The 24535-nt window shown below is 45.1% G+C and carries 20 protein-coding genes, 11 tRNA genes, 2 rRNA genes and 1 pseudogene (1 of these 34 only partly in view); 28 read left to right on the top strand and 6 right to left on the bottom strand.

The genetic code is table 11. From position 1 onward, the window contains the following. The 27 genes and pseudogenes from E6C60_RS18235 to E6C60_RS18110 all read left to right on the top strand — a co-directional run. A 23S ribosomal RNA gene (locus tag E6C60_RS18235) occupies positions 1-794 on the top strand (it extends 2261 nt beyond the left edge of the window). A 109-nt stretch (positions 795-903) separates the two neighbouring features. Further along, positions 904-1020: ribosomal RNA gene (gene rrf, locus E6C60_RS18230) — 5S ribosomal RNA — on the top strand. Positions 1021-1033: 13 nt separating this feature from the next. Then, positions 1034-1109: transfer RNA gene (locus E6C60_RS18225), tRNA-Asn, on the top strand. 3 nt (positions 1110-1112) lie between these two features. Then, positions 1113-1188, top strand: a tRNA-Thr gene (locus E6C60_RS18220). A 6-nt stretch (positions 1189-1194) separates the two neighbouring features. After that, positions 1195-1269 (top strand) — tRNA-Glu (locus E6C60_RS18215). A 25-nt stretch (positions 1270-1294) separates the two neighbouring features. Next, positions 1295-1370, top strand: a tRNA-Val gene (locus E6C60_RS18210). Positions 1371-1425: 55 nt separating this feature from the next. Next, positions 1426-1500: transfer RNA gene (locus E6C60_RS18205), tRNA-Gln, on the top strand. Positions 1501-1523: 23 nt separating this feature from the next. Then, a tRNA-Lys gene (locus E6C60_RS18200) sits at positions 1524-1599 on the top strand. 15 nt (positions 1600-1614) lie between these two features. After that, positions 1615-1698, top strand: a tRNA-Leu gene (locus E6C60_RS18195). A 6-nt stretch (positions 1699-1704) separates the two neighbouring features. After that, positions 1705-1779 (top strand) — tRNA-Gly (locus tag E6C60_RS18190). A gap of 3 nt (positions 1780-1782) precedes the next feature. Then, positions 1783-1859 (top strand) — tRNA-Arg (locus E6C60_RS18185). Between the two features lie 21 nt (positions 1860-1880). Then, positions 1881-1954 (top strand) — tRNA-Pro (locus E6C60_RS18180). Positions 1955-1965: 11 nt separating this feature from the next. After that, positions 1966-2039: transfer RNA gene (locus E6C60_RS18175), tRNA-Gly, on the top strand. A gap of 409 nt (positions 2040-2448) precedes the next feature. Beyond that, positions 2449-5235, top strand: coding sequence for a phosphoenolpyruvate carboxylase (gene ppc / locus E6C60_RS18170; RefSeq protein ID WP_138227115.1), 2787 nt, complete (start codon positions 2449-2451; stop codon positions 5233-5235). 198 nt (positions 5236-5433) lie between these two features. Further along, positions 5434-6003 carry an RNA polymerase sigma factor SigW gene (gene sigW, locus E6C60_RS18165; RefSeq protein WP_138227114.1) on the top strand — a complete coding sequence of 190 codons (570 nt, stop codon included), beginning with the start codon at positions 5434-5436 and terminating at the stop codon, positions 6001-6003. Positions 6004-6123: 120 nt separating this feature from the next. Then, complete coding sequence (locus E6C60_RS18160; protein WP_138227113.1) at positions 6124-6738, top strand: zf-HC2 domain-containing protein; 615 nt, start codon at positions 6124-6126, stop codon at positions 6736-6738. Between the two features lie 208 nt (positions 6739-6946). Next, positions 6947-7768, top strand: coding sequence for a diadenylate cyclase CdaA (gene cdaA, locus E6C60_RS18155; protein WP_138227112.1), 822 nt, complete (start codon positions 6947-6949; stop codon positions 7766-7768). Between the two features lies 1 nt (position 7769). Continuing rightward, positions 7770-9302, top strand: a complete 1533-nt coding sequence (locus E6C60_RS18150; protein WP_138227111.1) for a CdaR family protein — start codon at positions 7770-7772, stop codon at positions 9300-9302. Between the two features lie 45 nt (positions 9303-9347). Then, a complete protein-coding gene (glmM, locus tag E6C60_RS18145; protein WP_138227110.1) occupies positions 9348-10688 on the top strand; it encodes a phosphoglucosamine mutase in 1341 nt (446 codons plus the stop codon). A 643-nt stretch (positions 10689-11331) separates the two neighbouring features. After that, positions 11332-13164 (top strand): glutamine--fructose-6-phosphate transaminase (isomerizing), encoded by a 1833-nt coding sequence (gene glmS / locus E6C60_RS18140; RefSeq protein WP_138227109.1) that lies wholly within the window; start codon positions 11332-11334, stop codon positions 13162-13164. 300 nt (positions 13165-13464) lie between these two features. Next, a complete protein-coding gene (gene tnpA / locus E6C60_RS18135) occupies positions 13465-13938 on the top strand; it encodes an IS200/IS605 family transposase (protein ID WP_138227108.1) in 474 nt (157 codons plus the stop codon). 241 nt (positions 13939-14179) lie between these two features. Next, positions 14180-15221 (top strand): annotated as a pseudogene (locus tag E6C60_RS18130) (IS1595 family transposase). Between the two features lie 19 nt (positions 15222-15240). Further along, a complete protein-coding gene (locus tag E6C60_RS18125) occupies positions 15241-15705 on the top strand; it encodes a hypothetical protein (protein ID WP_138227107.1) in 465 nt (154 codons plus the stop codon). Positions 15706-15853: 148 nt separating this feature from the next. Continuing rightward, a complete protein-coding gene (locus E6C60_RS21035) occupies positions 15854-16021 on the top strand; it encodes a hypothetical protein (protein WP_175415358.1) in 168 nt (55 codons plus the stop codon). Positions 16022-16273: 252 nt separating this feature from the next. Then, positions 16274-16468, top strand: coding sequence for a hypothetical protein (locus tag E6C60_RS18120; RefSeq protein ID WP_138227106.1), 195 nt, complete (start codon positions 16274-16276; stop codon positions 16466-16468). Positions 16469-16632: 164 nt separating this feature from the next. Next, positions 16633-17685: a hypothetical protein gene (locus E6C60_RS18115; RefSeq protein ID WP_138227105.1), complete on the top strand. Its 1053-nt coding sequence runs from the start codon at positions 16633-16635 to the stop codon at positions 17683-17685. 6 nt (positions 17686-17691) lie between these two features. Then, entirely contained in the window at positions 17692-18996 is a 1305-nt protein-coding gene (locus E6C60_RS18110; protein WP_138227104.1) for a hypothetical protein, read from the top strand. 291 nt (positions 18997-19287) lie between these two features. On the opposite strand, the gene E6C60_RS18105 is transcribed toward E6C60_RS18110, so the two are convergent. Further along, positions 19288-19650, bottom strand: a complete 363-nt coding sequence (locus E6C60_RS18105) for a helix-turn-helix domain-containing protein (RefSeq protein WP_138227103.1) — start codon at positions 19648-19650, stop codon at positions 19288-19290. A 133-nt stretch (positions 19651-19783) separates the two neighbouring features. Between E6C60_RS18105 and E6C60_RS18100 the strand changes: the two genes are divergently transcribed. After that, positions 19784-20782, top strand: a complete 999-nt coding sequence (locus E6C60_RS18100; RefSeq protein ID WP_138227102.1) for a DGQHR domain-containing protein — start codon at positions 19784-19786, stop codon at positions 20780-20782. Between the two features lie 96 nt (positions 20783-20878). Here E6C60_RS18100 and E6C60_RS18095 read toward each other — a convergent pair whose 3' ends face one another. The 5 genes from E6C60_RS18095 to E6C60_RS18075 form a co-directional block, all read right to left on the bottom strand. Beyond that, the gene (locus E6C60_RS18095) at positions 20879-21124 is read right to left on the bottom strand and encodes a transposase family protein (protein WP_138227101.1); all 246 of its coding nucleotides are present in this window, start codon (positions 21122-21124) and stop codon (positions 20879-20881) included. Continuing rightward, the gene (locus tag E6C60_RS18090; protein WP_175415357.1) at positions 21121-21705 is read right to left on the bottom strand and encodes an IS3 family transposase; all 585 of its coding nucleotides are present in this window, start codon (positions 21703-21705) and stop codon (positions 21121-21123) included. Before E6C60_RS18090 ends, E6C60_RS18095 begins: the two co-directional genes overlap by 4 nt. Positions 21706-22245: 540 nt before the next feature. After that, positions 22246-22761, bottom strand: a complete 516-nt coding sequence (locus tag E6C60_RS18085) for an SMI1/KNR4 family protein (protein WP_175415356.1) — start codon at positions 22759-22761, stop codon at positions 22246-22248. Positions 22762-22781: 20 nt separating this feature from the next. Next, complete coding sequence (locus E6C60_RS18080; protein ID WP_138227098.1) at positions 22782-23735, bottom strand: HNH endonuclease; 954 nt, start codon at positions 23733-23735, stop codon at positions 22782-22784. Between the two features lie 453 nt (positions 23736-24188). Beyond that, the gene (locus tag E6C60_RS18075) at positions 24189-24353 is read right to left on the bottom strand and encodes a transposase (protein WP_138227097.1); all 165 of its coding nucleotides are present in this window, start codon (positions 24351-24353) and stop codon (positions 24189-24191) included. Positions 24354-24535 lie beyond the last annotated feature (182 nt).

Raw genomic sequence — 24535 nt, 5'->3', positions numbered from 1 at the left:
TGGGTACGATCTGTACAGGATAGGTGGGAGCCGTTGAAACAGGAGCGCCAGCTTCTGTGGAGGCGCCGTTGGGATACCACCCTGATCGTATCTAGGTTCTAACTTGGTACCGTGATCCGGTGCGAGGACAGTGTCAGGCGGGCAGTTTGACTGGGGCGGTCGCCTCCTAAAGAGTAACGGAGGCGCCCCAAGGTTCCCTCAGAATGGTTGGAAATCATTCGAAGAGTGCAAAGGCATAAGGGAGCTTGACTGCGAGACCTACACGTCGAGCAGGGACGAAAGTCGGGCTTAGTGATCCGGTGGTACCGCATGGAAGGGCCATCGCTCAACGGATAAAAGCTACCCTGGGGATAACAGGCTTATCTCCCCCAAGAGTCCACATCGACGGGGAGGTTTGGCACCTCGATGTCGGCTCATCGCATCCTGGGGCTGAAGTAGGTCCCAAGGGTTGGGCTGTTCGCCCATTAAAGCGGTACGCGAGCTGGGTTCAGAACGTCGTGAGACAGTTCGGTCCCTATCTGTCGTGGGCGTAGGAAATTTGAGAGGAGCTGTCCTTAGTACGAGAGGACCGGGATGGACGTACCGCTGGTGCACCAGTTGTTCCGCCAGGAGCATGGCTGGGTAGCTACGTACGGAAGGGATAAGCGCTGAAAGCATCTAAGCGTGAAGCCCCCCTCAAGATGAGATTTCCCAATTAGTAAGACCCCTTGAAGACCACGAGGTAGATAGGTTGGAGGTGGAAGTGCAGCAATGCATGGAGCTGACCAATACTAATCGGTCGAGGGCTTATCCTACAAGCTTTGCGAAGCAAAGCTAGCTACGAAAGCATTACGCTAATGATCAATCTAATAACGCACATTCGTTTCGTATCTAGTTTTCAGGTGATCAAACATCTGAATCACGTTTGGTGGTGATGGCGGAAGGGTTCCACGCGTACCCATCCCGAACACGACCGTTAAGCCTTCCAGCGCCGATGGTACTTGGACCGCAGGGTCCCGGGAGAGTAGGACGCCGCCAAGCGTGCATTACATATTCCCTGATAGCTCAGTTGGTAGAGCACTCGACTGTTAATCGAGTTGTCACAGGTTCGAGTCCTGTTCGGGGAGCCACTTGCTTCCATAGCTCAGTAGGTAGAGTGCATCCATGGTAAGGATGAGGTCACCGGTTCGATCCCGGTTGGAAGCTCCATTGCAAGGCCCGTTGGTCAAGGGGTTAAGACACCTCCCTTTCACGGAGGTAACAGGGGTTCGAATCCCCTACGGGTCACCACTTTCTTAATATGTCTCATCTACATGGAGGCTTAGCTCAGCTGGGAGAGCATCTGCCTTACAAGCAGAGGGTCGGGGGTTCGATCCCCTCAGCCTCCACCATGATCGTTTCATAATATGTCTCATGGTTGGACAAACTAAGGAGCGAACATCATATTGGGGATTAGCCAAGCGGTAAGGCAACGGACTTTGACTCCGTCATGCATAGGTTCGAATCCTATATCCCCAGCCATTTTCTTAAGTGAGTTTGCTTGAGAGCCATTAGCTCAGTTGGTAGAGCACCTGACTTTTAATCAGGGTGTCGAAGGTTCGAGTCCTTCATGGCTCACCATTGTTTTAACCTTGTGCGCGTGTGGCGGAATTGGCAGACGCACTAGACTTAGGATCTAGCGTCTTTGACGTGGGGGTTCAAGTCCCTCCACGCGCACCATGTTTTGCGGACGTGGCTCAGCGGTAGAGCATCGCCTTGCCAAGGCGAGGGTCGCGGGTTCGATTCCCGTCGTCCGCTCCATAAGTCCCCTTAGCTCAGCTGGATAGAGCGTTTGACTACGAATCAAAAGGTCGGGAGTTCGAATCTCTCAGGGGACGCCATTTTTCATAAGTAGTATGTAACGGGACGTAGCTCAGCTTGGTAGAGCACCTGGTTTGGGACCAGGGGGTCGCATGTTCAAATCGTGTCGTCCCGATTGTTACATCTGCGGGTGTAGTTCAATGGTAGAACTCCAGCCTTCCAAGCTGGTAGCGTGGGTTCGATTCCCATCACCCGCTCCATACATAACGCAGGACATCACTAAGGTGATGTTTTTTTTACATCCTCATGCCATGCTCCTGCGAAGTGTCACTGTGATAAAGCGTTAGATGCATTGCTATAACTCAGGGGCATTGAACTTTCAGCCAGGTAGATTATGAGCGCGATCAGGCTTACAGCCTTGCGGTTTTGAAACGCTGAACGTTCCTGATCCTATGTATTGATAACGCTGAATGTTACTTATGCAAGCATGCAGCTTACGCCGGATTGTCTTTATCCAGCATGTGGATAAGACTTGCGTGAAAACGTCTTCTTTTGTCGGAATGCTGAATTTTTTAACCGTAAAGTAAAGATTTTCGAGAGTATTTATTGTATGATGTTAGGAAGCATAAACTAGATAAACTGTTATCGGGATGAGATGGGAGGAGCAATATGTCTGAACTTACTGTAACCGCCAAGAGCAATTCCAACAATCTGCTGCGGCGTGATGTACGGTTTCTAGGAAACATTCTGGGTGAAGTTCTGGTCCACCAAGGCGGAACTGAATTACTGGATATTGTCGAAAAAATCCGTGAGACCAGTAAATCGCTGCGTTCCGAGTTTTTACCGGAGCTTTTTGCAGAATTCAAGCAAATGGTAAGCACGTTGAAACCGGACGTGAGGCATCAGGTGATCCGCGCGTTCGCGGTGTACTTCCAATTGGTAAACATTGCAGAGCAGAACCACCGGATCCGCCGTAAACGGGATTATGAGCGTTCTGCAGGGGAAAGCGTGCAGCCTGGCTCTATCGAAAGTGCTGTGCAGGAGCTCAAGGAGCGTAACTTCACGTTTGAAGAAGTGCAAAATATGCTGGAAGGGCTTTCCCTGGAGCTCGTGATGACGGCTCATCCAACAGAAGCGATGCGCCGTGCGATTCTTGATATTCATAAAAGAATTTCCGAGGACGTTATGCTGCTGGATAATCCGACGCTGACTTTCCGCGAAAGAGAGCAGCTGCGCGAGAAGCTGTTGAATGATGTCATTACCCTGTGGCAGACAGATGAGCTGCGTGACCGCAAGCCAACGGTACTGGATGAAGTGCGCAATGGGATGTACTATTTCCATGAGACGCTGTTCCACGTGCTGCCAGAGGTTTATCAGGAGCTGGAACGCTGCCTGAACAAATATTATCCGGGGAATGACTGGCATGTGCCTACATACCTTCGCTTTGGTTCCTGGATCGGCGGCGACCGTGATGGAAATCCATCGGTAAAGGCGGATGTAACGTGGAAGACGCTGGAAATGCAGCGCAAGCTGGCTATCCGCGAGTACCAGCGTATTTTGACAGGTCTGATGAAGAGTCTGAGCTTCAGCACGACCATCGTGAACGTATCTGAAGAGCTGCTGGCGTCGATCAATGAGGATCGCGAGAAGGTAACGCTGAAGAAGATGGAGATCTGGCATAACGAGAAGGAGCCCTACCGCATTAAGCTGGCTTACATGCTGGCCAAAATGACCCACGTCCTGGATCCGAACATGACAGGTACAGAGCGTTACCAGACACCTCAGGAATTCATTGAGGATTTGCGGATTATTGACCGCAGCCTGCGTCATCATTTTGCGGATTATGTGGCAGACACGTCTGTGAAGCAGACGATCCGTCAAGCGGAGCTGTTCGGGTTCCATACAGCGACACTGGATATCCGCCAGCACAGTAAAGAGCATGAGAACGCGATGAAGGAAATTCTTGCTCAGATGAACGTGGTGGAAGACTACGCGTCTATGGAGGAAGAAGACAAAATTGAGCTGCTGAATAAGCTGCTTAATGATCCTCGTCCGCTGACGACTCCTTACCAGGGCTACAGTGAAAGCACAGAGGAGTGCCTGGAGGTATTCCGCACAGTGTACCGAGCGCAGCAGGAATTCGGCGTCAACTGTATTTCCAGCTACCTCATCAGTATGTCTGAGGGGGCTAGTGATATCCTGGAGGTCATGGTATTCGCGAAGGAAGTCGGGTTGATTCGCAAGCATGCAGACGGCCGTGTCACAGCGACACTGCAGTCAGCCCCATTGTTTGAAACGATTGAGGATCTTCATGCCGCTCCGGCCATAATGAAGCGTCTGTTCCAGCTTCCATTCTTCCGGGAGAGCGTGAAGGCCATGAATGATGTGCAGGAAATCATGCTGGGTTACTCCGACAGTAATAAAGATGGCGGCGCAGTGACCGCAAACTGGGAGCTGCAAGTGGCCATGAAGGAAATTACGAAGGTGGGCGAAGAGTTCGGCATCAAGCTGAAATACTTCCACGGACGCGGAGGATCTCTCGGACGCGGAGGAATGCCGCTGAACCGCAGTATTTTGGCACAACCGGCGAACACTATTGCTGGCGGAATCAAAATTACCGAGCAGGGAGAGGTCATCTCCTCCCGGTACTCGCTGAAGGGCATTGCATACCGCAGCTTGGAGCAGGCCACATCGGCGTTGATCAAGGCATCTATCCAGGCGCGTACACCGCAGGAGAATGCCCAGGAGAAGGAGTGGGAGGCTATTGCAGCCCAAATCTCCGAAGTGTCGCAGAACAAGTATCAGGACCTGATTTTCCGCGATCCGGATTTCTTGTCCTTCTTTAAGGAATCTACACCGTTGCCAGAGGTAGGAGAACTGAACATCGGATCCCGTCCTTCCAAGCGGAAGAACAGTGACCGTTTTGAGGATCTGCGGGCTATTCCATGGGTATTTGCTTGGACGCAGAGCCGTTATCTGCTCCCGGCCTGGTATGCGGCAGGCACTGGCCTGAACAGTTATTATGAGGGCAAAGAAGAGAATCTGAAGGTTCTTCAGGATATGTATGTTAACTATCCGTTCTTCACTTCCCTCATTAATACACTGCAGATGGCTCTGGCTAAGGCTGATCTGATCATCGCAGAGGAATATTCCTTAATGACGAGTGATGAGACGGCTAGACAGCGCATCTTCGGTCTGATGAAGAACGAGTTTGAGCTGACGAAGCAAATGGTGCTGAAAATTACGGGCCAGCAGGAGATTCTGGATAACCAGCTGATGCTGCAGGAATCCATTCGTTTGCGTAACCCGTACGTAGATCCGCTGAGCTACCTGCAGGTGCAGCTGTTGAAGGAGCTTCGTAATCTCCGTGACAGCGGTGAGGACGATCCGGATCTGCTGCGTGAAGTGCTGCTGACGATTAACGGCATTGCCGCGGGACTCCGCAATACCGGTTAATGGGAAACAGGCCTTGAGGCATGTGCTGTGAAGCAGGCCCTATAAGCCATGAAATGACACGGAAGAGGCTCCCTTTAGGGGGAGCTTCTTTTTTCGTGCAGGTGGGGCTTTATGATTTGTGTTGCTTTTTAGATTTGGATGATTTACCATTTTAATGATGTGTTTAGACGTTACCCATCAGACCATTCTGGGGGAATTATGGTGGACAATTTAGATGTACGACTGGCGAAGCTGGCCCGAAAGGGAGACCAGCGGGCTTTTGCCGAGCTATTAGAGCTGTATAAAGATAAGATCTTCCATCTCGCGTATCGGATGCTGTATAACCGGCATGAGGCGGAGGATGTAGTGCAGGAAACGTTTTTGAGGGTATATAAGAATCTGGACCGCTATGATGAGAAGCAGAAGTTCTCCACCTGGGTGTACCGGATCGCAACCAATCTGTGTATTGATCGCCTTCGCAAACGAAAGCCCTCATACTCGCTTGATGCGGAGATGAGTGAACAGGAGGGCACGGATGGATATTCCATGCTGCCGAGTCAGGACCCTTCTGTAGAATCCGAGGTACTGCTGTCCGAGACGCAGCAAATTATTCATCAAGCGATGGCGACACTGCCTGCGAAGTACAAGAGTATTATGATTTTGAGGTACATTCAGGATCTATCCTTACAGGAAATCAGTGATGTACTGGATCTGCCGGTGACGACGATCAAGACGCGGGTGCACCGCGGACGTGAGTTTTTGCGGAAGAAGCTGGAGTATAAACTGTAAAACAGGAATTAAAATAAATGAAACATCTTCGTTTCCGGTGCGTAAACAAAGAAGCAAGTCTTATGCTTTGTGTGACAGAGCGGGACCCAGCAAAGAGATCGAACGAAAGGAATGGCTGATATGAACTGCAAAGTGGCCGTCTCTTTGATGCATGATTATCTGGATAATGACTTGTCCAAGCCGCAGCAGCTGGAGCTGAAAGCTCACATGGTGGAATGCACGGATTGCCGGAACAGACTGGAGGAGCTGGAGAAGACAGATATGCTCTTGTTCTCTCTGACTCATCATGCCACAGGCCCTTCGGAGGATTTAACAGAGCGCATTATGGGCATGCTGCCCAAAGAGAAGAAGCAAAAGGCATGGGTAACCTGGGTCAAAAGACATCCTGCTATCACCGCGGCAGCGCTGTTTCTTGTGGTGATGCTGTTCAGCACCGTCAGCTTATGGGATCAGAACAATCAGCTTGTGGTAAGAGGCACCGAGCTTGACAAGCTCGTGATCAAAGGCCAGACGGTAATCATACCGCCGGACCAGACCATTACAGGTGACATCACTGTGGAGAACGGCAAGACTGAGGTTTTTGGACAGGTAGAAGGGAATCTGACCGTCATCGACGGGGAGCTGTTTCAGGCTTCTACAGCGTATATTTCCGGACAGGTTAAAGATATAGATAAAGCTATGGATTGGATTTGGTATAAGATCACCAATCTTTTCACGGATGTTGCATACCGCTAATCATGACACCTGCCAGCGAGGCAGAGGGCATGAATACCGGCGCCTCTTTTCTGACGAGAAGGTGGCGCCTTTTTGTGTTTCTGTTATTTTCTAGGTGATAAATGGGCCGCTGACTTGCATCGGAGGGGCTAACGTTATAACCTAGAGTATGTAGAGCACATACTACATATATTAAAGGTTACTTAAAGAACATGGCGGGGGTTACTATATGGAGTATTTTGCGGACTTGACTTGGAAAGAGTCCATTAAAGATATTATCGATATCCTCATCGTCACTTATATCATATACCATCTGATTTTGCTCGTACGAGGAACGCGGGCGGTTCAGCTGCTGAAGGGGATTCTGGTGCTTGTCGTCATCTGGGCGCTTAGCACGTGGTTTGATCTATATACGCTAAAATGGCTGATGAACCAGATCTTTACGTTCGGGGTGCTGGCAATCTTTATTATTTTTCAGCCGGAGCTCCGCCGAGGTCTGGAGCAGCTGGGGCGCGGAAAGCTGTTCGGGCGGGCCGCGGATATGGATGAGCAGACTAATAAGTTAATCGGCGAAACCATTAAGGCCGTGAATTATTTATCACGTCGAAAAATAGGGGCGTTAATTGTGTTTGAACGCACGACGGGCCTGAACGAATACGTGGAATCCGGAATCTCGATGCGCTCTGTGCTGAGCTCGGAGCTGATCATTAATATTTTTATACCGAATACACCGCTGCATGACGGGGCTGTCATTATTCAGAACGGGCAAATTGCTGCAGCAGGCTGCTACCTGCCGCTGTCCGAGAATCCTTTTATCAGTAAGGAGCTGGGTACGCGCCACCGGGCGGCCATCGGGATCAGTGAGGTAGGAGATGCTATTTCTGTTGTCGTTTCGGAAGAGACGGGACAGGTCTCGCTGGCAATGAACGGACAGGTTGTCCGCGATATTAAAGAAGAATCACTGATTTCGAAGCTTTATGAACAATTGCGTCCGGCTGCCGCTGTAAAGGAGAAACGCTCGTTCTTCTGGAAACGGAAGGGAGACCGTTAGCATGGATAAATGGATTAAGAACAACACCGCTGCCAAGCTCATCGCTCTTGCTGTGAGCATGCTGCTATGGGTGATGGTGCATATTGAGAACGGTGTGCCTGCGCCGCCTACGACTTCGTTTGATACCAAAACGGTACAGGTGAATATCCAGACGTTCGGTTTTGATGATACTGCTTATGCCCTAACGGGGATCAGTGCCGATCAGGTGTCTTTAAGGGTGAAGGGGCGCCGAACGGATATTACGACGATTTTTGCCGATGAGTATAAGGTGAAGCTGGACTTAAGCGGGATCAAGTCTCCCGGCACACAGACACTGCCATTAACGCATTCGCTGCCCAACGGCGTGGAGCTGGTCTCGATGGAGCCTTCCGTCGTCACGGTCACGGTGGAGGAGCGCCAGTCTGAGACGGTTCCAGCGGCGGTCGGCACCAGCGGCGAGCTAGCTGAGGGCTACCGGCTGTCGGGACCGATCGAGGTGAATCCGAAGAATGTGCAGGTGACGATGCCGGAGTCAGAGCTTGCCAGGCTGTCCCAGGTGAAGGGCACGGTGGAGCTGGACGGGGCGAAGGAGTCTTTTGAAGAAAATCGGGTGAAGCTGACCGCATATGATCAGGAAGGAAATGAAATGACAGACGCTGTCATTAATCCGCCTGCTATTGCGGTTCAGGTTCCGGTGGAAGCGGGCTTTGTAAAGGTACCGCTGGAGGTTCAGTACACTGGCAGTCTGCCGGAGGGGCTCGTGCTTTCTGAAGCTGACCCGCGCATCACAGAGGTTACACTATACGGCGAGCCGGAGCAGATTGAGAGTATAAAGTCCTATAACGGTGCGTTGATTGACTTGTCAGAGCTGACAGAGGCAGGGACAACAGTGCTTTCGGCAGACTTGACGCCGCCTCCAGGATTTGAGAGAATCGAGCCGGGCTCCATGGAAGTGGAAATGACGGTTGTTGCGGTCAGCGAGCGGATGATGGATGATATTCCGATTTCGATCACGAATGTTCCTTCCGGTCTGAAGGCGGTCATGGTCGAGCCTGGACGTTCCTTCCTATCCATGACGCTGAAAGGGGCGCCGGCGCGGCTGGACGAGCTGCAGGTCCAAGATATCATTCTTTCCGCAGATGCCTCCGGGCTGGACGCAGGCATTCATGAAATCCCGTTAGAAGTTACCTTGCCCCGGTTCGTCAGCCGGGTGAACAACAGCCGCATTGTCATTACAGTAGAGCTAAGGGAGCCGGCTGAGCCTGCAACGGGAGAGCCTTCCGAGCCGCCGGGAAGTCCAGGCTCCAGCGATAATGATGGCAGAGAGCCGGTGCCTGAGCCGGAAGAGGAGCCTGACGGAGATCGCAGCGGAGAGAAGGATCCGCCGCGTGAGGAAGATGACCGCGCTGGCTCCCAGCCTGGGAGCGGGACAGGCCCGGGAGAAGAGGAACCAGCTCCGGAACCCGGTAATGAGCCGGGCAATCCAGAGCGTGATCCAGCTGACGATCCAGAGAATGAAGCGTCAACAGAGACGACAGACACCAGAGCAGAATAAATATATAATTGAAGCAGCATTTATACAAAAGGAGATCAAAGAACAATGGGGAAATATTTCGGTACTGATGGGGTCAGAGGCGTTGCAAACCAGGAATTAACCGCAGAAATGGCGTACAGCATTGGCCGCTGCGGCGGGTATGTTCTTGCAGGGAGCAAGGAGAAGCCAAACGTTGTCATTGGCATGGATACACGGATTTCCGGCGCGATGCTGGAGTCGGCACTGGCAGCAGGACTGCTGTCCATTGGCGCGAATGTCATTCGAGTGGGGGTCGTAAGCACACCGGCCGTCGCTTATATTACACGTTTACTGAAGGCGGATGCAGGGGTTATGATCTCGGCGTCGCATAATCCGGTGGAGGATAACGGCATTAAATTTTTTGGCGGTGACGGCTTCAAGCTGTCGGATGAAACGGAGCTGCAGATTGAGAAGCTGATGGACGCCGAGCAAGACGAGCTTCCTCGTCCTGTCGGTAAGGATTTGGGGCGCATGACCACAGATGAAGAGGCGAAGTACAAATATTTAGAATATTTGAAGACCACCATCAAGAACCGCTTTGACGGCTTGAAGATTGTGCTGGACTGTGCCCATGGAGCTGCATATGAGCTTGCTCCCCAGCTGTTCCGGGATTTGGGAGCAGAGGTTATTGCCATCGGCGCTGAGCCGAATGGACTGAACATTAATGAAGAGTGCGGTTCTACACATCCGGAGCTTCTGCGCGATGAGGTGCTGCGTCACGGTGCGGATCTGGGACTTGCTTTTGACGGCGATGCGGATCGCCTGATTGCGATCGACAGCACGGGAGATGAAGTGGATGGCGACTTTATTCTGTGCATCTGCGGAGATGCCATGAACCGCGCCGGATTGTTGAAGGAAGGCACCGTAGTGTCTACCGTCATGAGCAATATTGGCTTCTATAAAGCGTGCGAATCGCTGAAGCTGAAGACAGCCAAGACCGCAGTAGGTGACCGCTACGTGATGGAAGAGATGCGTAAAGGCGGCTATAATCTGGGCGGCGAGCAGTCGGGGCACGTTATTTTTCTCGATTACAATACCACAGGGGATGGCATTCTGACGGGAATTCAGCTGGTAGATACATTGGTATCGGCCGGGAAGCCGCTGAGCGAGCTGAAAAAGAGCATGCGCAAATATCCACAGGTGCTCGTCAATGTTCGCGTTGGGGATAAGAGCAAGTATGCGGGGAATCCAGGCATTCTTGCTGCCATTGCGGAGGTTGAAGGCATTCTTGGCAGCAATGGGCGGGTGCTGGTTCGTCCATCCGGTACAGAGTCATTGATTCGTGTAATGGCAGAAGGACCTGACAAGGAAGAGCTGGAGCGTTATGTTCAGCAGATTGCAGAAGTCGTGAAGCAGGAACTTGCGTAATTAGCGGTATTTTGTCCAGGAAAAGGCCGGAGAAGAGAAAGATCGCGTTTCACCGGCCTGCTCTTGGGTTGATACAACTAAGAGAGCTCCAATGGGCAGGAAGACCAGTTGCCAAACCGGCTGGAGATGCATATAATAAACCATGTTATTCAAAAATAGAAAGGCAGGGTTGTGAGGTTACTGAAGCTTTACAAGCGCCAGAGCTTGTGAATGAGCGGGGACGGCAGAGTAGCTTAGATGAAATCATGGAGTCTGACGGAAGAAACGTACAGTCACCATGGCTAAGCGAGATGCCAACGGCATTCCAAGCTGACGAGGTGGAGGTGTTCGAAATGTTCGGCGGGGACCTCCCGGTATGCTGCACCAGCCGTAAGCCGGATCGGAAAAGGAACAGGCGACTGTTCCCACAACGTGCCGGCAGGTGCCACTATACTAAACTGGAAAACCACGAGTGTGCGAGAACACGCGTTTTGAATTCGCGGTGGAGGAAGAGTGCATTCAAGGTTTCGGTGAATTCAGTCTGCGTGACAGGCTTGAACGTTGATAACTGAATAAATCATTCTCCTTTGTATTTTCTACCGCACATGCAGATCCGTGTTCTGTTGACGTCTCATCGTGGGACACCGAACGGAGGAATTTTATTATGTGTGGTATTGTTGGATATATTGGGAACCAGAAGACGCAAACGGTGCTGATCGATGGATTGAAGAAGCTGGAGTACCGCGGGTACGATTCGGCAGGCATTGCCGTATTTACATCGGAGGGTCTTCAAGTTGCGAAAGCCAAAGGACGTCTGGCGAACCTGGAGTCGAAGCTGGAGAATGCTCCGCTCGTAGGAACTGCAGGAATTGGACATACACGTTGGGCTACGCATGGCAAGCCTTCGGATGTGAACTCCCATCCCCATACGGACGAAAGCCAGAAATTCTCGGTGGTGCATAACGGCATCGTGGAAAATTATCTTGAGCTTAAGGAAGAGCTGATAGAGCAAGGCCATCAGTTCGTGTCCGAGACGGATACCGAAGTGATCTCGCACCTTATTGCCCGTGAATACAACGGAAATATCGTTGAAGCGGTGCAGAAGGCGATTACCTTCATGCGTGGAGCGTTTGCTCTGGGTGTGCTGACTGAGTATGAGCCGGATAAGCTTGTAGCAGTGCGTCAAGCGAGCCCGCTGATTATTGGTATTGGCGAAGGCGAGAACTTTATTGGTTCCGATATTCCAGCTATTTTGAAATGTACGCGTGATGTATACATTTTGAACGATGGCGAAATGGCTGTGCTTACGGCTGACGCTGTCGAATTGATGACGATTGAAGGGAATTTTATTTCTCGGGAAATGATTCATGTCGAATGGGATGCAGTCACTGCAGAAAAAGGCGGCTTTGATCATTTCATGCTCAAAGAAATTCACGAGCAGCCGAAGGCTTACCGTGACACAATGCTGGGCCGTGTGGATGAAAGCGGGCGCCGCGTCGTGTTCCAGGATTTGAAGCTGACGGAAGAACAGATCAAGAACATTCGGAATGTTCAGATTGTTGCCTGCGGGACGGCTTATCATGCCGGCTTGGTGGGACGCAGCGTCATTGAGCAGCTGGTTCGTATTCCTGCGGAGAATGATGTAGCATCTGAATATCGCTACCGCGATCCGATCGTAACTCCGGAAACCTTGGTCATTGTCGTCAGCCAATCCGGTGAAACTGCAGATACACTGGCAGCATTGCGTGAAGCGAAGAGCAAAGGTGCTCACGTGCTGGCTATTACGAACGTAGTTGGCAGTTCTATCGCCCGGGAAGCGGACGATGTCGTTGGAACCTTAGCAGGCCCTGAAATTGCAGTAGCCTCCACAAAGGCGTACAGCTCCCAGCTGATTGCTTTCTATCTGTTCGGTCTGTACCTTGCACAGGTTCGAGGTACAATTACCGAGGATGCAGCTGCTGAAATTATCGCTGCAATGGACGCCCTGCCGGAGCAGGTTGAGTCTATGCTGGCGAACACGGAAGCAATCAAGGGCTATGCCGAGCAGATCTCCAAGCACCAGCACTTGTTCTTTATTGGCCGTGGACAGGATTACGCTGTTGCCCAGGAAGGCTCTTTGAAGCTGAAAGAAATCTCTTACATCCACTCTGAAGCGTATGCTGCAGGAGAACTGAAGCACGGAACGCTGGCTTTGATTGAAGAAGGTATTCCTGTGATCGCTCTGGCCACGCAAGAGGATGTACTGGAGAAGACGGTCAGCAACATTAAGGAAGTTAAAGCCCGTGGTGCCGATGTTATGGTAATCACATACGAGGAGCATGTGGTGAACCTGCTGAAGTCTGTCGACCAGGCCTTCGCAATTCCAAAGACCCTGCCTGTCCTGACAGCAGCTCTGTCGGTGGTTCCACTGCAGCTGCTCGCGTACTACGCTTCCCTGGCCCTCGGCCACGACGTCGACAAGCCGCGTAATCTGGCGAAGAGTGTGACGGTGGAGTGAATTAATGTGTGAGTTATACTTTCTGTTGTTGTTTGGTGACAATATAGTTGTGAACTAAACAATATAGTTATGAAGTGTACATTAAAGATGTGAAATTTGCATTATAATTATGAAGCAGCAGTATGATAGTCCCGGAGTTAATGACTTCGGGACTTTTATTATGGCTTTAGCCAGTTGAGTGCGTGAAACGCGCGAAACAAAAAACCACCCGCTATGCGGGTGGAGGGATTGAGGGTTTGACCACCATGACCATTCCAATAAAATTGAGATGTTCAGGCTCAAAGAAAGGAATGGTCATCAATGGCAACCAAGAGCTACAGCCTAGCTCACACAAAGTGGATGTGTAAATACCATATTGTGTTCACCCCGAAGTATAGACGGAAAGAAATTTATAATCAAGTAAGAAGAGATTTAATCGAAATCTTCAAACGTTTGTGTAAGTACAAAGGAGTAGAGATTATAGAAGGTCACATGATGCCCGATCATGTCCACATGCTGGTAGCGATTCCGCCGAAAATTGCAGTCTCAACGTTCATGGGATATCTAAAGGGAAAAAGTTCGCTAATGATATTCGAAAAGCATGCCCAATTGAAGTATAAATACGGAAATCGAAAGTTTTGGGCAGAAGGGTACTATGTAAGCACAGTGGGTTTAAATGAGGCAACCGTAAGAAAGTATATTCGTGAACAAGAAGCACATGATCAAGCGGTAGATAAGTTGAGTGTAAAAGAATACGAAGATCCATTTAGCAGTAATCGGAGCAAAAAGAAGTAAACCAGTTTAACTGGTAAGTGAAAGTGACAAATAACACTGAGCCTGAACAGATTTGCTGTCAGGCTAGCGTCTTTAGGCGCAGTTTGGCAACAGGGGGTTATACCCCAAGAGCAAACCACCCGTTGGACGGGTGGTCATGATTTATTATGAAGGCTTTGTTAAATCTTAATGTTGATATTTGATAATTACGAACTAATGTTCTATAATTAAGGTAACAATTCGATCCGGAGATGATTTGTCTATGGATTTACGGGATTTAAAAAAGCTTGCTGATACACTGGACGATAGCGGTAAGCATGAGCTTATCCTCTTTTTGCAATCCCGAACCAAATGGTGTGTCGTCCCCCGTTCGAGCAATTGATGAAATTCATGAGCAGAAGCACAAAGATGGGCTTGTTTGCCCTCATTGCCAAAGCCATTCTGTTGTGCGATTTGGAAAGTACGCTGTAAAAACACGCACTGGAGAGGTTAAACGTCAACGTTACCGTTGTAAGTCCTGTCACCAAACGTTCAATGACCTTACAAACACCCCTCTTCAACGAACCAGAAGACCTCACGTGTGGGTTCGATTCATCGAATGCATGATTGAGGGCTATTCGCTGAGAAAATGTGCAGAGCAGTTACACGGTGAAGTCACACACGTCACCTTGTTTTACTGGCGACATAAGATTCTCTCTGCCCTGAAACAGATTCCAACCGACGCATTCCAAGGCATCGTTGAAATGGACGAGACTTACTTTCTGTACTCGGAGAAAGGCAAGCGAAACATTACTGAACGTAAGTCACGGAAACGTGGTGGAAAAGCTAAATATCGTGGCATAAGCAACGACCAAGTATGTGTCCTCGTTGCCCGTGACCGCCAGAAAATGACTTATTCTGGCGTTCTTGGACGTGGACGTATTCGGACAACGAAATTAGAAGAAGCGATTGGTGGTCATATAACTGGCTCCAACGTGCTTTGCACCGATGCTTGGCGGGCATTCAGCTCCTATGCGAACGCAAAGGGCTTAGCTCATTACCGTTTCAAGTCTGACGGAAAACAACGAGTGAAAGGCGTGTACCATATCCAAAATGTGAACAGCTATCATAGCCGACTAAAGAAATGGATGGGCCGCTTTAATGGTGTTGCAACCAAATATTTGCAACATTATTTAGCTTGGTTCCGATATATAGACAGTAAGGAATATGAGAATACTTCAACAAATAAGAAGAATATGTTGGTCAAATCATGCCTGTTTACTGTAACGACTACAAACAACAAACTTAGACAAACATCATTTTAGGTGACGAGGAGGGTTCCACATGAAATATTTCACTTTGTTAATTCTTTTATTTACAGTAGCATGTTCACAATCAGACAAAGCAGTGCAAGAAGAAGATTTTTCGGTAACTGTAAAAACGGTAGATGAAACTACTTTAGAAGCTAACACCGAAATTGAGCTAATAACTGGAATTACTAACTTATCAGGAACCAGCGTTGAAGTTTTACATGCAGCACCATTAATTCATGTACAAATTTACGATGAAGAAAATAAGCCGCAGATAGACAGTTTCGTTACAAACACTATTGACATAAGTCATAAAATCAAACCAAAAGAGTTTTATAATCCTGATAGTAAAATAAACGATGATGAAAATAAGAAAATCTCCATTGAGAAGCCAGGGAAATATACATTGATTGGGAAAGCATCGTTTGCAATTGAAATAGATGGTGAACGGAAGGAATACCTAATATCATCCGAACCATACGAGATAACGGTTGAATAATTAAATATAAGAAGTGTTCAATAGCCGCCTGAATATCAGGCGGTTAACTTTTTTAAGAAAAACAACATTTAAGTTTAACATAGCCATTATGAAAAGTACTGGAGCTAAGTCTATACTCTTAAATATACTAAAGAGCTTGTATATCCTCATGGGAAAAATTGTAGAATTAATTTTATCAAATGCGCAGTTTCTGGCGAGCGGCGAGCTCAGCTCCTATTCGAGTGAGATGGTCACAACGGCGTCGATTGGGACAGTCAATATGGCTATTGCCGTCATTGGCATGCTGCCGATGTTGGTGGCCTATCCTTTCTTCTAGAAGTAGTTGTCAAAAGAATTGTGGTCGGGTCAGTAAAAGGAACATTACTAAAGGCTTTATGCATGGCAAGCCCATTCGGATTGTCTAGTGTGGGGTACAGTACAGATTGGTTAGGAAGCGACATGTCCATTATAATTGTTTCAGGAAATTGAGCAGGTTATTAGGCATCAAATACAAATCTGAAAAAATTAATAGTATAATAAGTTAATTGATATAGAACGCAAGTTATTATGATAGTAGGAGGTGGAAAATGTGCAACAACTTTTATTTAAAGCCTCTCATTTTAATGAAGCTATGCTTCAACAATGGATTGTGGAGGTTTACCAAGAGTATGAATTGATTGATTATGGTGGGATTATCGAAAAACAAACTAAGAGTTCTGTAAGAATTAACGGGATTTATTATATGAAAGAGAGTTGTCAATTTATTAAAAGAAATTATACATAGATGTTTGGAGTAAGGCAGTAAGACTTCATAAATCTATTAAAGGTGTTCACTAATCTTACCTACGCCGCTCGTCCTAAATGTTATTGTAATATTCTGGTGCAATAAATAGCTGCATTTGTTAGTATTGTTTATACAACACTGTCTTGTAGGGAGAGAGTCATTAAATGGTTGAGCAAAGATTACATCATTTCTCGGTTCGGGATGGAGTTGAACAGCTATTCGAAACGGAAAAGATAAATATCGATGATGATTTCACAAGAAATTTCCTGCATTTATTATCAAGGCTTTGTAATTATGAAGAAGAAGGGCATAAGATAAGACCTCGATTATTAATTTCAAATAATATTAAAAAAGCAATAAAAACAGTCTCGAATTCGTATATGATAAAAACAAGAACTGGAAAAACTGACGGTTCTGACTTGGAAAAGATTGTGAAGTCATTAATCCCATTTTGTAATAATGGATGGCATGTTTTTATTGATATAAACGAAGAAGAAGTCCATTATGGTGTAATTAGGTCGTTTTCTGGACCAATTGGATTGTCTATTTCTGAAAACTTGTTTAATGTTGATGATCTCGATTTAGTTGATTATGCAGCAATAGAAGTGAAAACGTTAAATAATTTTGAACTGCTTCTTTGTGGTTTACATAAAAGTAACTTAACCGTTGACTCTAGGTTTCTTGAAATCGAAAGTGAAAGAACCGTTCATTTTCCGCTGATGATTGACGAAATTACATCATCTATTAATGATTCGGATCACAGAGAAATACTTAAAAAGGCTTTTAATAACCTTTTTCGAGTAATTCCGTATAAAGTCCATGGAACCATTTGTTTGATTGTTGAACCGGATTATGAACCTGGAGAGTTTTTAGCTGATGGAATATGGTTCGAGGAACCAATTGATTTGGGGCAAAAAGTATTAGACTCTGTTTTGAATAATAAGGATATTGTCTCTGCAGAGGCATACTACGGTTTATCAGGACTTTTTTTAGATATGCTGAATGTTGATGGAATGACAATAGTGGATACATCTGCAAGGGTAAGAGGCTATAATGTATTTGTAAGAAAGACACCTCATGGTGTGGAAGTCCCAAATGAAGGTGGAGCCAGAAAGAGAGCAGCAAATACAGTATTACTCTCTGGTGAACCTAAAATCGTTGGTGTCTTCTTCTTATCACAGGATGGCAATTCCTTTTATAAGAGAGTAGGTGAGTGAATAAGTATGTCAAATCAAATTGTATTATGGGATTCTCCAAATGGAGCAGATTTACCAGCGAATGTATCCAGTATCATTGATATAACCGGATATGTAAATATGCATATGCTTTCTAAAAAAGAAGTTGCAAAAATTCAGGCTGCATTTACATCAGAGCTATACGATATGGCTGTTGAGTACACATGGAATAGAACTATTAATATCCTTCGTCAAAAGGTGCTTTCCTTTGGTAGGGAGTTCGTGCTTGAGATGCTTGGAAGAGCTGAAGATAGTCCCGGTGATCAAGACGATTTTCTGTCTGAAGTTGATATTATTAATTTAAGTGCTGACCTTGGTCTAATTAATAAGACAGCAAAAATGCTGTTTATAAATAGTAGTGAGTTGATAAGACACTTTTTAGATAGAAATACAGAAGATGAATTGGATATTACGCAGGCTATGGCAACCATAAAGGCTTGTGTAAAATATGTTCTTGCAATGACAGATGACCAGCATCAAATTCATTTTACTAACTTTAGGGATATACTAAAACGTGAACTTTTGACTGAGGACAATGAAGTTTATAGAACGCTTTTGACTAGTCCTTATTTTTATAAGAGAACAACTGTAAGAACTTTGCTTAATCTCTCCAAAACACAAAAAGGTGCAGAGCAGGAAATTGTATTTGCAAACATGGTGAGTATTATTCCAACAATCTGGGAAGATTTGTTATCAGATGATCGATATCCCGTTGGGTCTGCGTATTCAGAAGCAACTAATGAAGGGAACACCGCGTTAGTAAAAGCTCTAAAATCGGTTTTATTGAAGACAAAAGGCTTTGACTATGTTCCAGAAAGCCTACGTTCAAATACATTTATCGAGGCAGCAAATAACTTATTAAGCAAACATTTTGGCATGAATAACTTTTATAATGAGCCAGCTGCTGCTAAAAATCTTCAAAGTTTAGGATCTTCTATTCCAGTTCCAGCATTAGGGAAATGTATAACTGCTTCATTAGCTTGTAAGTTGGGCAACGTTTATGGTACTGCATGGAGTGCCCAAGATGCTATAGATCAGATCCTCAATACTCTGACACCAGATCGCTGGGAGTATTATTTGAATTCTGTTTTACCTGGTGACGAAGTTATTATATTCAAGTTGAAACAGAGCAGTGACATAGTAGAGCGTTGGGTTAGTGTTGTGAAGACTTATAAATTGCATGAGAAGAACATCAAAAATGGACTGATTAATAAACTTTTGATTGCAAGTGAAAGAGGTCAAAAAGGAAGTGTTAAGGCCGCTGCTGATGAAATATACAATACGATAAGGTAATGTAATTAACATGTTACCTATATATATGGCGAGTTTGAGGAGTGCTAAATTCAAAAAACCGAAACCAACTAATGGTTTCGGTTTTTTGAAGAACTTTCTATTTCTCTTCAGAGCAGGCAATTATTTTTTTGCTGAGTTCTTATGCTATAAGGCGCGGTGCTAAACGCTACACCAAGATGTAGAGGTAAGAAATGCATATACGATTAGATCTTTCAGAAGAATTTGAATTTAATAAATTTTGAAAAACACCCTCAAGTTTAATGAGGGTGTTTTGAATTCTAAACAAGTTCTTTAAGGATGTTTGCCTTTATTTATATTTTTTAATGCTAATACTTCCTTTATTACTCGATGAACCCCTTGTAGCTCATCAACGGTTAAAGGAATTAACAGTATATCGATTTTATCTAGAATATCTGTTCTTAATTTTCCTTCGCGGTCGTTTTTCTCGTCCTCGAGAAGTTGAACAGGCGTTATTTGAAGAGCATCAGATATTTTGTAGATAGTATCTAAAGTAATATTTACTTCACCTCGTTCGATTCTTCCTATATAAGACTGATCAATCTTTAAGATTTCCCCTAATTCTTCTTGTGTTAATTTTCTTGCTTTCCGATATAACCTAATTTTTTTACCTACCTGAAGATATGGATTTGACATTATGCCACCTCTATTTAAGAGTAGGCAAGTTTCGAACAGGAATGAAGAGTGTTAAACTACATAATACCAATTGAAAATAGGTGTTATATATTCTAAAATGTAAATAAGAAATTCATTTAGAGGAGTATATCAAATGACATCATTGCCACATCACCAAGTTATTGAGAATGTTCTTCAATATAAAATGCGTGGAAAAGTAGCATATCTAGGCAACTTTTCCGCTACTTCTGCTTTACAAATTACCTACGTAAAGCCATATAATCATCCATCAGGGAAAGGTTACCAGAGACCGGTTGATAGTAAACGTTGTAACGATTTTGCTTTATATCTCTCAAAAGGAGAGAAAGCACTGTTTACACCGATCCTGTTAAATGCAGAATCAAAGTGGGAATTTAGCCCATACGACAAGTCAAGGGCAACCTATGGGCGATTAATTTGTAAAGGACAGGCCTCCTTGATGGATGGGCAGCATCGTTTGGGGGGAATAAAGCGCTATACACAGGATACCAATTCAGAAATCAATGTTCCTTTTTTGGCTTTTCATTATCTGGATGAAGACGAAGAGATCGACCTGTTTGACACCATTAATACCAAGGCTAAAGGAATTGGTACTTCATTAAGTAAATATCTTCATCGAAATTCAGATGAAAATAGCTGGGTGGCGACTGAATTGATAATAAGAGGGGATAGCCCCTTTCATTTTATTGGTACGGTCACTGGAAAACGGGTATCGGGACGTCATGTAACACTTCAAAATTTATATAAAGTTTTGGAACTGATCACAAAACCAGGTGAAATTTCGTCACTGAGCAAAGAAGAGAAACTTACGCTTATTCTGGTCTATTTTAATGCAATTAAAGAACAATTTAATACGGAGTGGCTTAATTACAAAGAGTATCGGTTAACACACATTGTTTGCTTGAATGCATTGGCCATTGCTGGAGCTGAGATCTTCTTGGCCACAGTAACCAAGCATCAGGGGAAAATAGATTACAACCTTATACAGAAGTCTGTTAAGCGATTAAAGGGAATGGAATGGGGTGCAGAAGGCCCGTTAAAATACCTTAAAGGAATCAGTGGGTCTAGGTTATTAGCTGGTGATATTTTAGCTGTAGCATTATGCAAGTCATAATTCCTAGAACTGGAGGTATCGAATTCATTGCGACGATAACATTCTAGTTCGATGATGGCATGATAGGATTCGATGTGAGCATTTTTGTTCGGCGTTTTAGGTGGAATACGCTCGTGGCTCGTGGACCATACCAAACTCCGTACAGGCCTCTGCAAACCGATTGCTGATAAACTGCGGACCATTATCGGAACGTATGACAGGCTTATCTGCTTGATCTGCTTGATCAAAGAGCTGGCGCTTCATAAGTGCTTTATGCGTGATTTGAACGAGATGCTTGGCCTCACAGGTCAGTCCGATATGATAGGTGACAATGGCATGATCAGACACATCTATGATACTCATAATAAAGAAAATCGCTGCTCTCCATGAATCCATCCATATTTAATATCGACTTCCCACAACTGATTTGAGGCGGTTATTACGCGATTGTTCGCAAGTCGCTTGGGGTATTTGAGGATGATTTTGCGCTGTGGGCGAAGTACATCCATGAGCTTGCAAAGGCGGTATACTTTCTTTTTGTTAATCCTCAGTTTGTAGCGTCTTCGAAGAAGCACCGTAAGCTTACGATAACCATACGCTGCGCCTTCTCCTGCCAAGAACTCCGTAATCCATTCACTAATCTGTTCATCGCTAACGGGCTTGCCGTCTTGTGTGTATGAGTAACCAGGTGCGGGGCGACCGACCCTGTGGATCGATTTGGCTTCTTGCTGGATTCTATTCACATGTGCATAATACGTAGAACGTTCGACCTCTAATACGCGCAGCACAAAGCGGATGTTATGCCCTTGTCCAATGTATTTCTGGGCAATCTCTATTTTATCCGCAAGTGCGGGTTCGTTTTTTTTTAGTAGGTCTTTGAGAATATCCCTCTCTAAGGCTTGCTCCGCAAAGAGCTTCTTCAGTTTTTCATTTTCTTTTTCCAACTGTGCATAATCTTCAGCAGTAGGAATGAATTTCGCTTGCTTAACACAGTTCCCGTCTAACTGATCCAGGATCCTTACGGTTTAGCTCTTTGGCCCATCTGAGAACCACCTTAGGATCGAGCTCATGTTGCCGCGCTACCGCCGTCATATTGCCAATCTCTTTTCCCTTGGCTACCACCATTTCTTGAAGTTTAAGTCGTATTGTTTCTTTTTCATCTCTCGTTCCCCTCCGCTTGATTTCATTGTATCTAAGTAAGGGGTGTACTGTCCAAGTCTAAATAGGGGCTAAATAGATACCTCAGCTGAAGTTGGAGAGCGAGAATTATCACTTCATAACTTGAGTATACCGTTGGATGCTCTACTGATGAGTTTAAGCTATATATTTTGGTCCATTCTTCGGTGAATAAGAAGAGCAACGATGGTGCTTCTACTGAATTTATTGTACCGCTGGGGGTCTTGTACTTCTATTTAGTCCCTCTTAGAAATCTAGGTGAATCAATTAAAAAAAGGTTCTGCTGTTCTTATACAGCAGAACCTTTTCTATAACCATTCCCAATATTTATTTCCCTGACATAAAATGAATCGATTCAGCCATGTTTGAAAATCACAATTTAAACTCTTTAGACAATCAATCGGAGAATAAGCGTCAATTGTATACATGTAATCTTGTTTACCTTCCGCTACTTCTTTAAGGTTAATCATAATATAATCTTGTAATATATAAGCCACAATAAGCAGCTCAGGTAAGCCATATGTCGAATCAGTTACATCTTTTGTTTCAAGAACTGCCTCAATACTATACAGACTGTTTTCCTGATCAAAAAGCATACAGCCGTTTGTTGTTTTCAGAAAATCCACATAATCAATCGGTAGCTTATATGAAATCAGTTTTACGGCATTTACTAACAAATCATCTGGAACTGGATCGTTAAAAATTAAAGGGACCTCTTCTTCAAAACCTTCTATATTTTGTATGACCACTTTATTAATTAGAGATTGTTTATGTTTACATACCTGATACCTTAGTACTTTGTTTAAATCTCCGGATTTATCCACATTTCTCATCGCCTTTTGTGTTAATAATTTACAAACCAAGGTGATACAGTACCAGTGTGGAAGGTGCTAGGAAGTGGAATTAAATTACTATAATCATTAGTTCCGCCCAAGTTTCTAGGACGCATGTGATGAACGTGGTTCTTGGTCCAATCGTAAACATTTGGATATGTTTCATTATACCATTTTCTATATTTTTTAGTATCATTATAAGTCCAATCAATCGATGGGGTTCTTGCCCAATCTGCTCTGTCAGGTTCTCTCATCACTCTTGCGGAAGCCGGGTCAGTATACACAGGGTACAATTTAGCTTTGTTATTCAATAACAACGTCGGCGAATTCGCTCTGTCAGTACCGAGTGTTGACCCAATCAGATTACTTGCCGTAAGGTCTAACACTCCCGTATAGAATCCTGTCTGCGTCACGTCAAATGTATGCGTCACCTCTGCACCAACTTTTATACCGAGGATACCTTGTAGTCTTTTTGTTACTGAAGACACAATTGTTGTGGAATTTGACCTTGTCATAGACTTACCTAATTGTATTTTAAAGTCCAGTTTATTGGGTTTGCTACCAGCGATTGATATGATTTTCGAAGTAAAAGTAGCCTTGTTAACTCCCGCTGGGTCTAGTCTAACAGAAACCACTACTCCACCAGCTGATGAAGGTACCGCTGAAAGAGATGAAATCATGTTAGCTTCATACTTGGTAATCTCGCTCGTCTTTGAAGAACCATCGTCTTCAAATGTGAAGTAAAAATATTTATCAGTTACTTCGTTAGGATTCTCAAACTCATTATATTCCTTAACAAACTCTAAAACTACTTCTTGACCAATATCATTTGAATTTTCACCTAAATCTACAAAACTCGGTATCGTTGAATCAACTAGCTCTGTAGCATTTGTCTGCACTGTTGTTAGCTGCAGTGCTAACATCAAAACCAATAAGAGAGAAAAAAACCACTTAAATCTTTTCAAATACATCTCCTCCAATTTTATAATAATTTCCCTACAAATCGACCTTATCATATTAATACTTGTTAAGCTACTTTATTACGTTAAAGGGTGTAAATATTTTCATATTAATCATACTGATTATTGAGGTATAATTTCTAAATCAGTACTTTTTAACTATATTAATTATAGTTATATTTATGCATATTAATTTTCGTAGATATACCAACATATTCCTGTGGCCTGTGCTTCTCCCAAGCCAATAGATTAAATTCTTCGGTCCAGTCAGCATGCCCTGGATGATAATCATGTATTGTGGTTCGGTTAGGTTTGGTTGTTAGAATTCATCTATATACCGTATTGGCTTCCGATAAAGCTTGCTAAAGTCGAAGGCATTGTCTCCAAAGATGCTGTTGATGATTACTCGTTCCCGTTTCTGTGGGATCCCGAAATAAGTTGCGTTTTCATCTCAATCGGTTAAACACCCTTATTGTGGACACTGCACCAATGCAAGGTTCTTTGCTTTCTCCATCCCTGCAAGGTGTGGTAGGCTACGCCCAGTTGCTCAGCGGCTTTCTTTGGTCCAATTTCATCACTTAATCTTACCGCTTCTTCTTTGAATGCTTTGTCGTACCGATTCATTGCTTCTTATCCCCTCGTTAACTTTCACTTTATTTCATACGAGGGTGTTTATCGACTGCATTTTTATCGTAGCACTCCAATTTTTCCTGAACTTATTTTAAGACACAATCACTAATATAAAGCGAATTATAGTATTTTTCGCTTTGTTTTTAGTCATTCGGTTAACTCTTCTACAATTTAAA

Source organism: Paenibacillus algicola, from assembly GCF_005577435.1.
GTDB lineage: Bacteria > Bacillota > Bacilli > Paenibacillales > Paenibacillaceae > Paenibacillus_AQ > Paenibacillus_AQ algicola.
The sequence above is the reverse complement of the archived record's forward strand: the minus strand, read 5'-3'. Positions and strand labels throughout refer to the sequence as shown.

What these genes read in the sequence shown, in the direction of transcription:
- ppc (WP_138227115.1), top strand. Translation starts at nt 2,449, where the DNA reads ATGTCTGAACTTACTGTAACCGCCAAGAGCAATTCCAACAATCTGCTG.
- sigW (WP_138227114.1), top strand. Translation starts at nt 5,434, where the DNA reads ATGGTGGACAATTTAGATGTACGACTGGCGAAGCTGGCCCGAAAGGGA.
- E6C60_RS18160 (WP_138227113.1), top strand. Translation starts at nt 6,124, where the DNA reads ATGAACTGCAAAGTGGCCGTCTCTTTGATGCATGATTATCTGGATAAT.
- cdaA (WP_138227112.1), top strand. Translation starts at nt 6,947, where the DNA reads ATGGAGTATTTTGCGGACTTGACTTGGAAAGAGTCCATTAAAGATATT.
- E6C60_RS18150 (WP_138227111.1), top strand. Translation starts at nt 7,770, where the DNA reads ATGGATAAATGGATTAAGAACAACACCGCTGCCAAGCTCATCGCTCTT.
- glmM (WP_138227110.1), top strand. Translation starts at nt 9,348, where the DNA reads ATGGGGAAATATTTCGGTACTGATGGGGTCAGAGGCGTTGCAAACCAG.
- glmS (WP_138227109.1), top strand. Translation starts at nt 11,332, where the DNA reads ATGTGTGGTATTGTTGGATATATTGGGAACCAGAAGACGCAAACGGTG.
- tnpA (WP_138227108.1), top strand. Translation starts at nt 13,465, where the DNA reads ATGGCAACCAAGAGCTACAGCCTAGCTCACACAAAGTGGATGTGTAAA.
- E6C60_RS18125 (WP_138227107.1), top strand. Translation starts at nt 15,241, where the DNA reads ATGAAATATTTCACTTTGTTAATTCTTTTATTTACAGTAGCATGTTCA.
- E6C60_RS21035 (WP_175415358.1), top strand. Translation starts at nt 15,854, where the DNA reads ATGGGAAAAATTGTAGAATTAATTTTATCAAATGCGCAGTTTCTGGCG.
- E6C60_RS18115 (WP_138227105.1), top strand. Translation starts at nt 16,633, where the DNA reads ATGGTTGAGCAAAGATTACATCATTTCTCGGTTCGGGATGGAGTTGAA.
- E6C60_RS18110 (WP_138227104.1), top strand. Translation starts at nt 17,692, where the DNA reads ATGTCAAATCAAATTGTATTATGGGATTCTCCAAATGGAGCAGATTTA.
- E6C60_RS18105 (WP_138227103.1), bottom strand. Translation starts at nt 19,650, where the DNA reads ATGTCAAATCCATATCTTCAGGTAGGTAAAAAAATTAGGTTATATCGG.
- E6C60_RS18100 (WP_138227102.1), top strand. Translation starts at nt 19,784, where the DNA reads ATGACATCATTGCCACATCACCAAGTTATTGAGAATGTTCTTCAATAT.
- E6C60_RS18095 (WP_138227101.1), bottom strand. Translation starts at nt 21,124, where the DNA reads ATGAGTATCATAGATGTGTCTGATCATGCCATTGTCACCTATCATATC.
- E6C60_RS18075 (WP_138227097.1), bottom strand. Translation starts at nt 24,353, where the DNA reads ATGAATCGGTACGACAAAGCATTCAAAGAAGAAGCGGTAAGATTAAGT.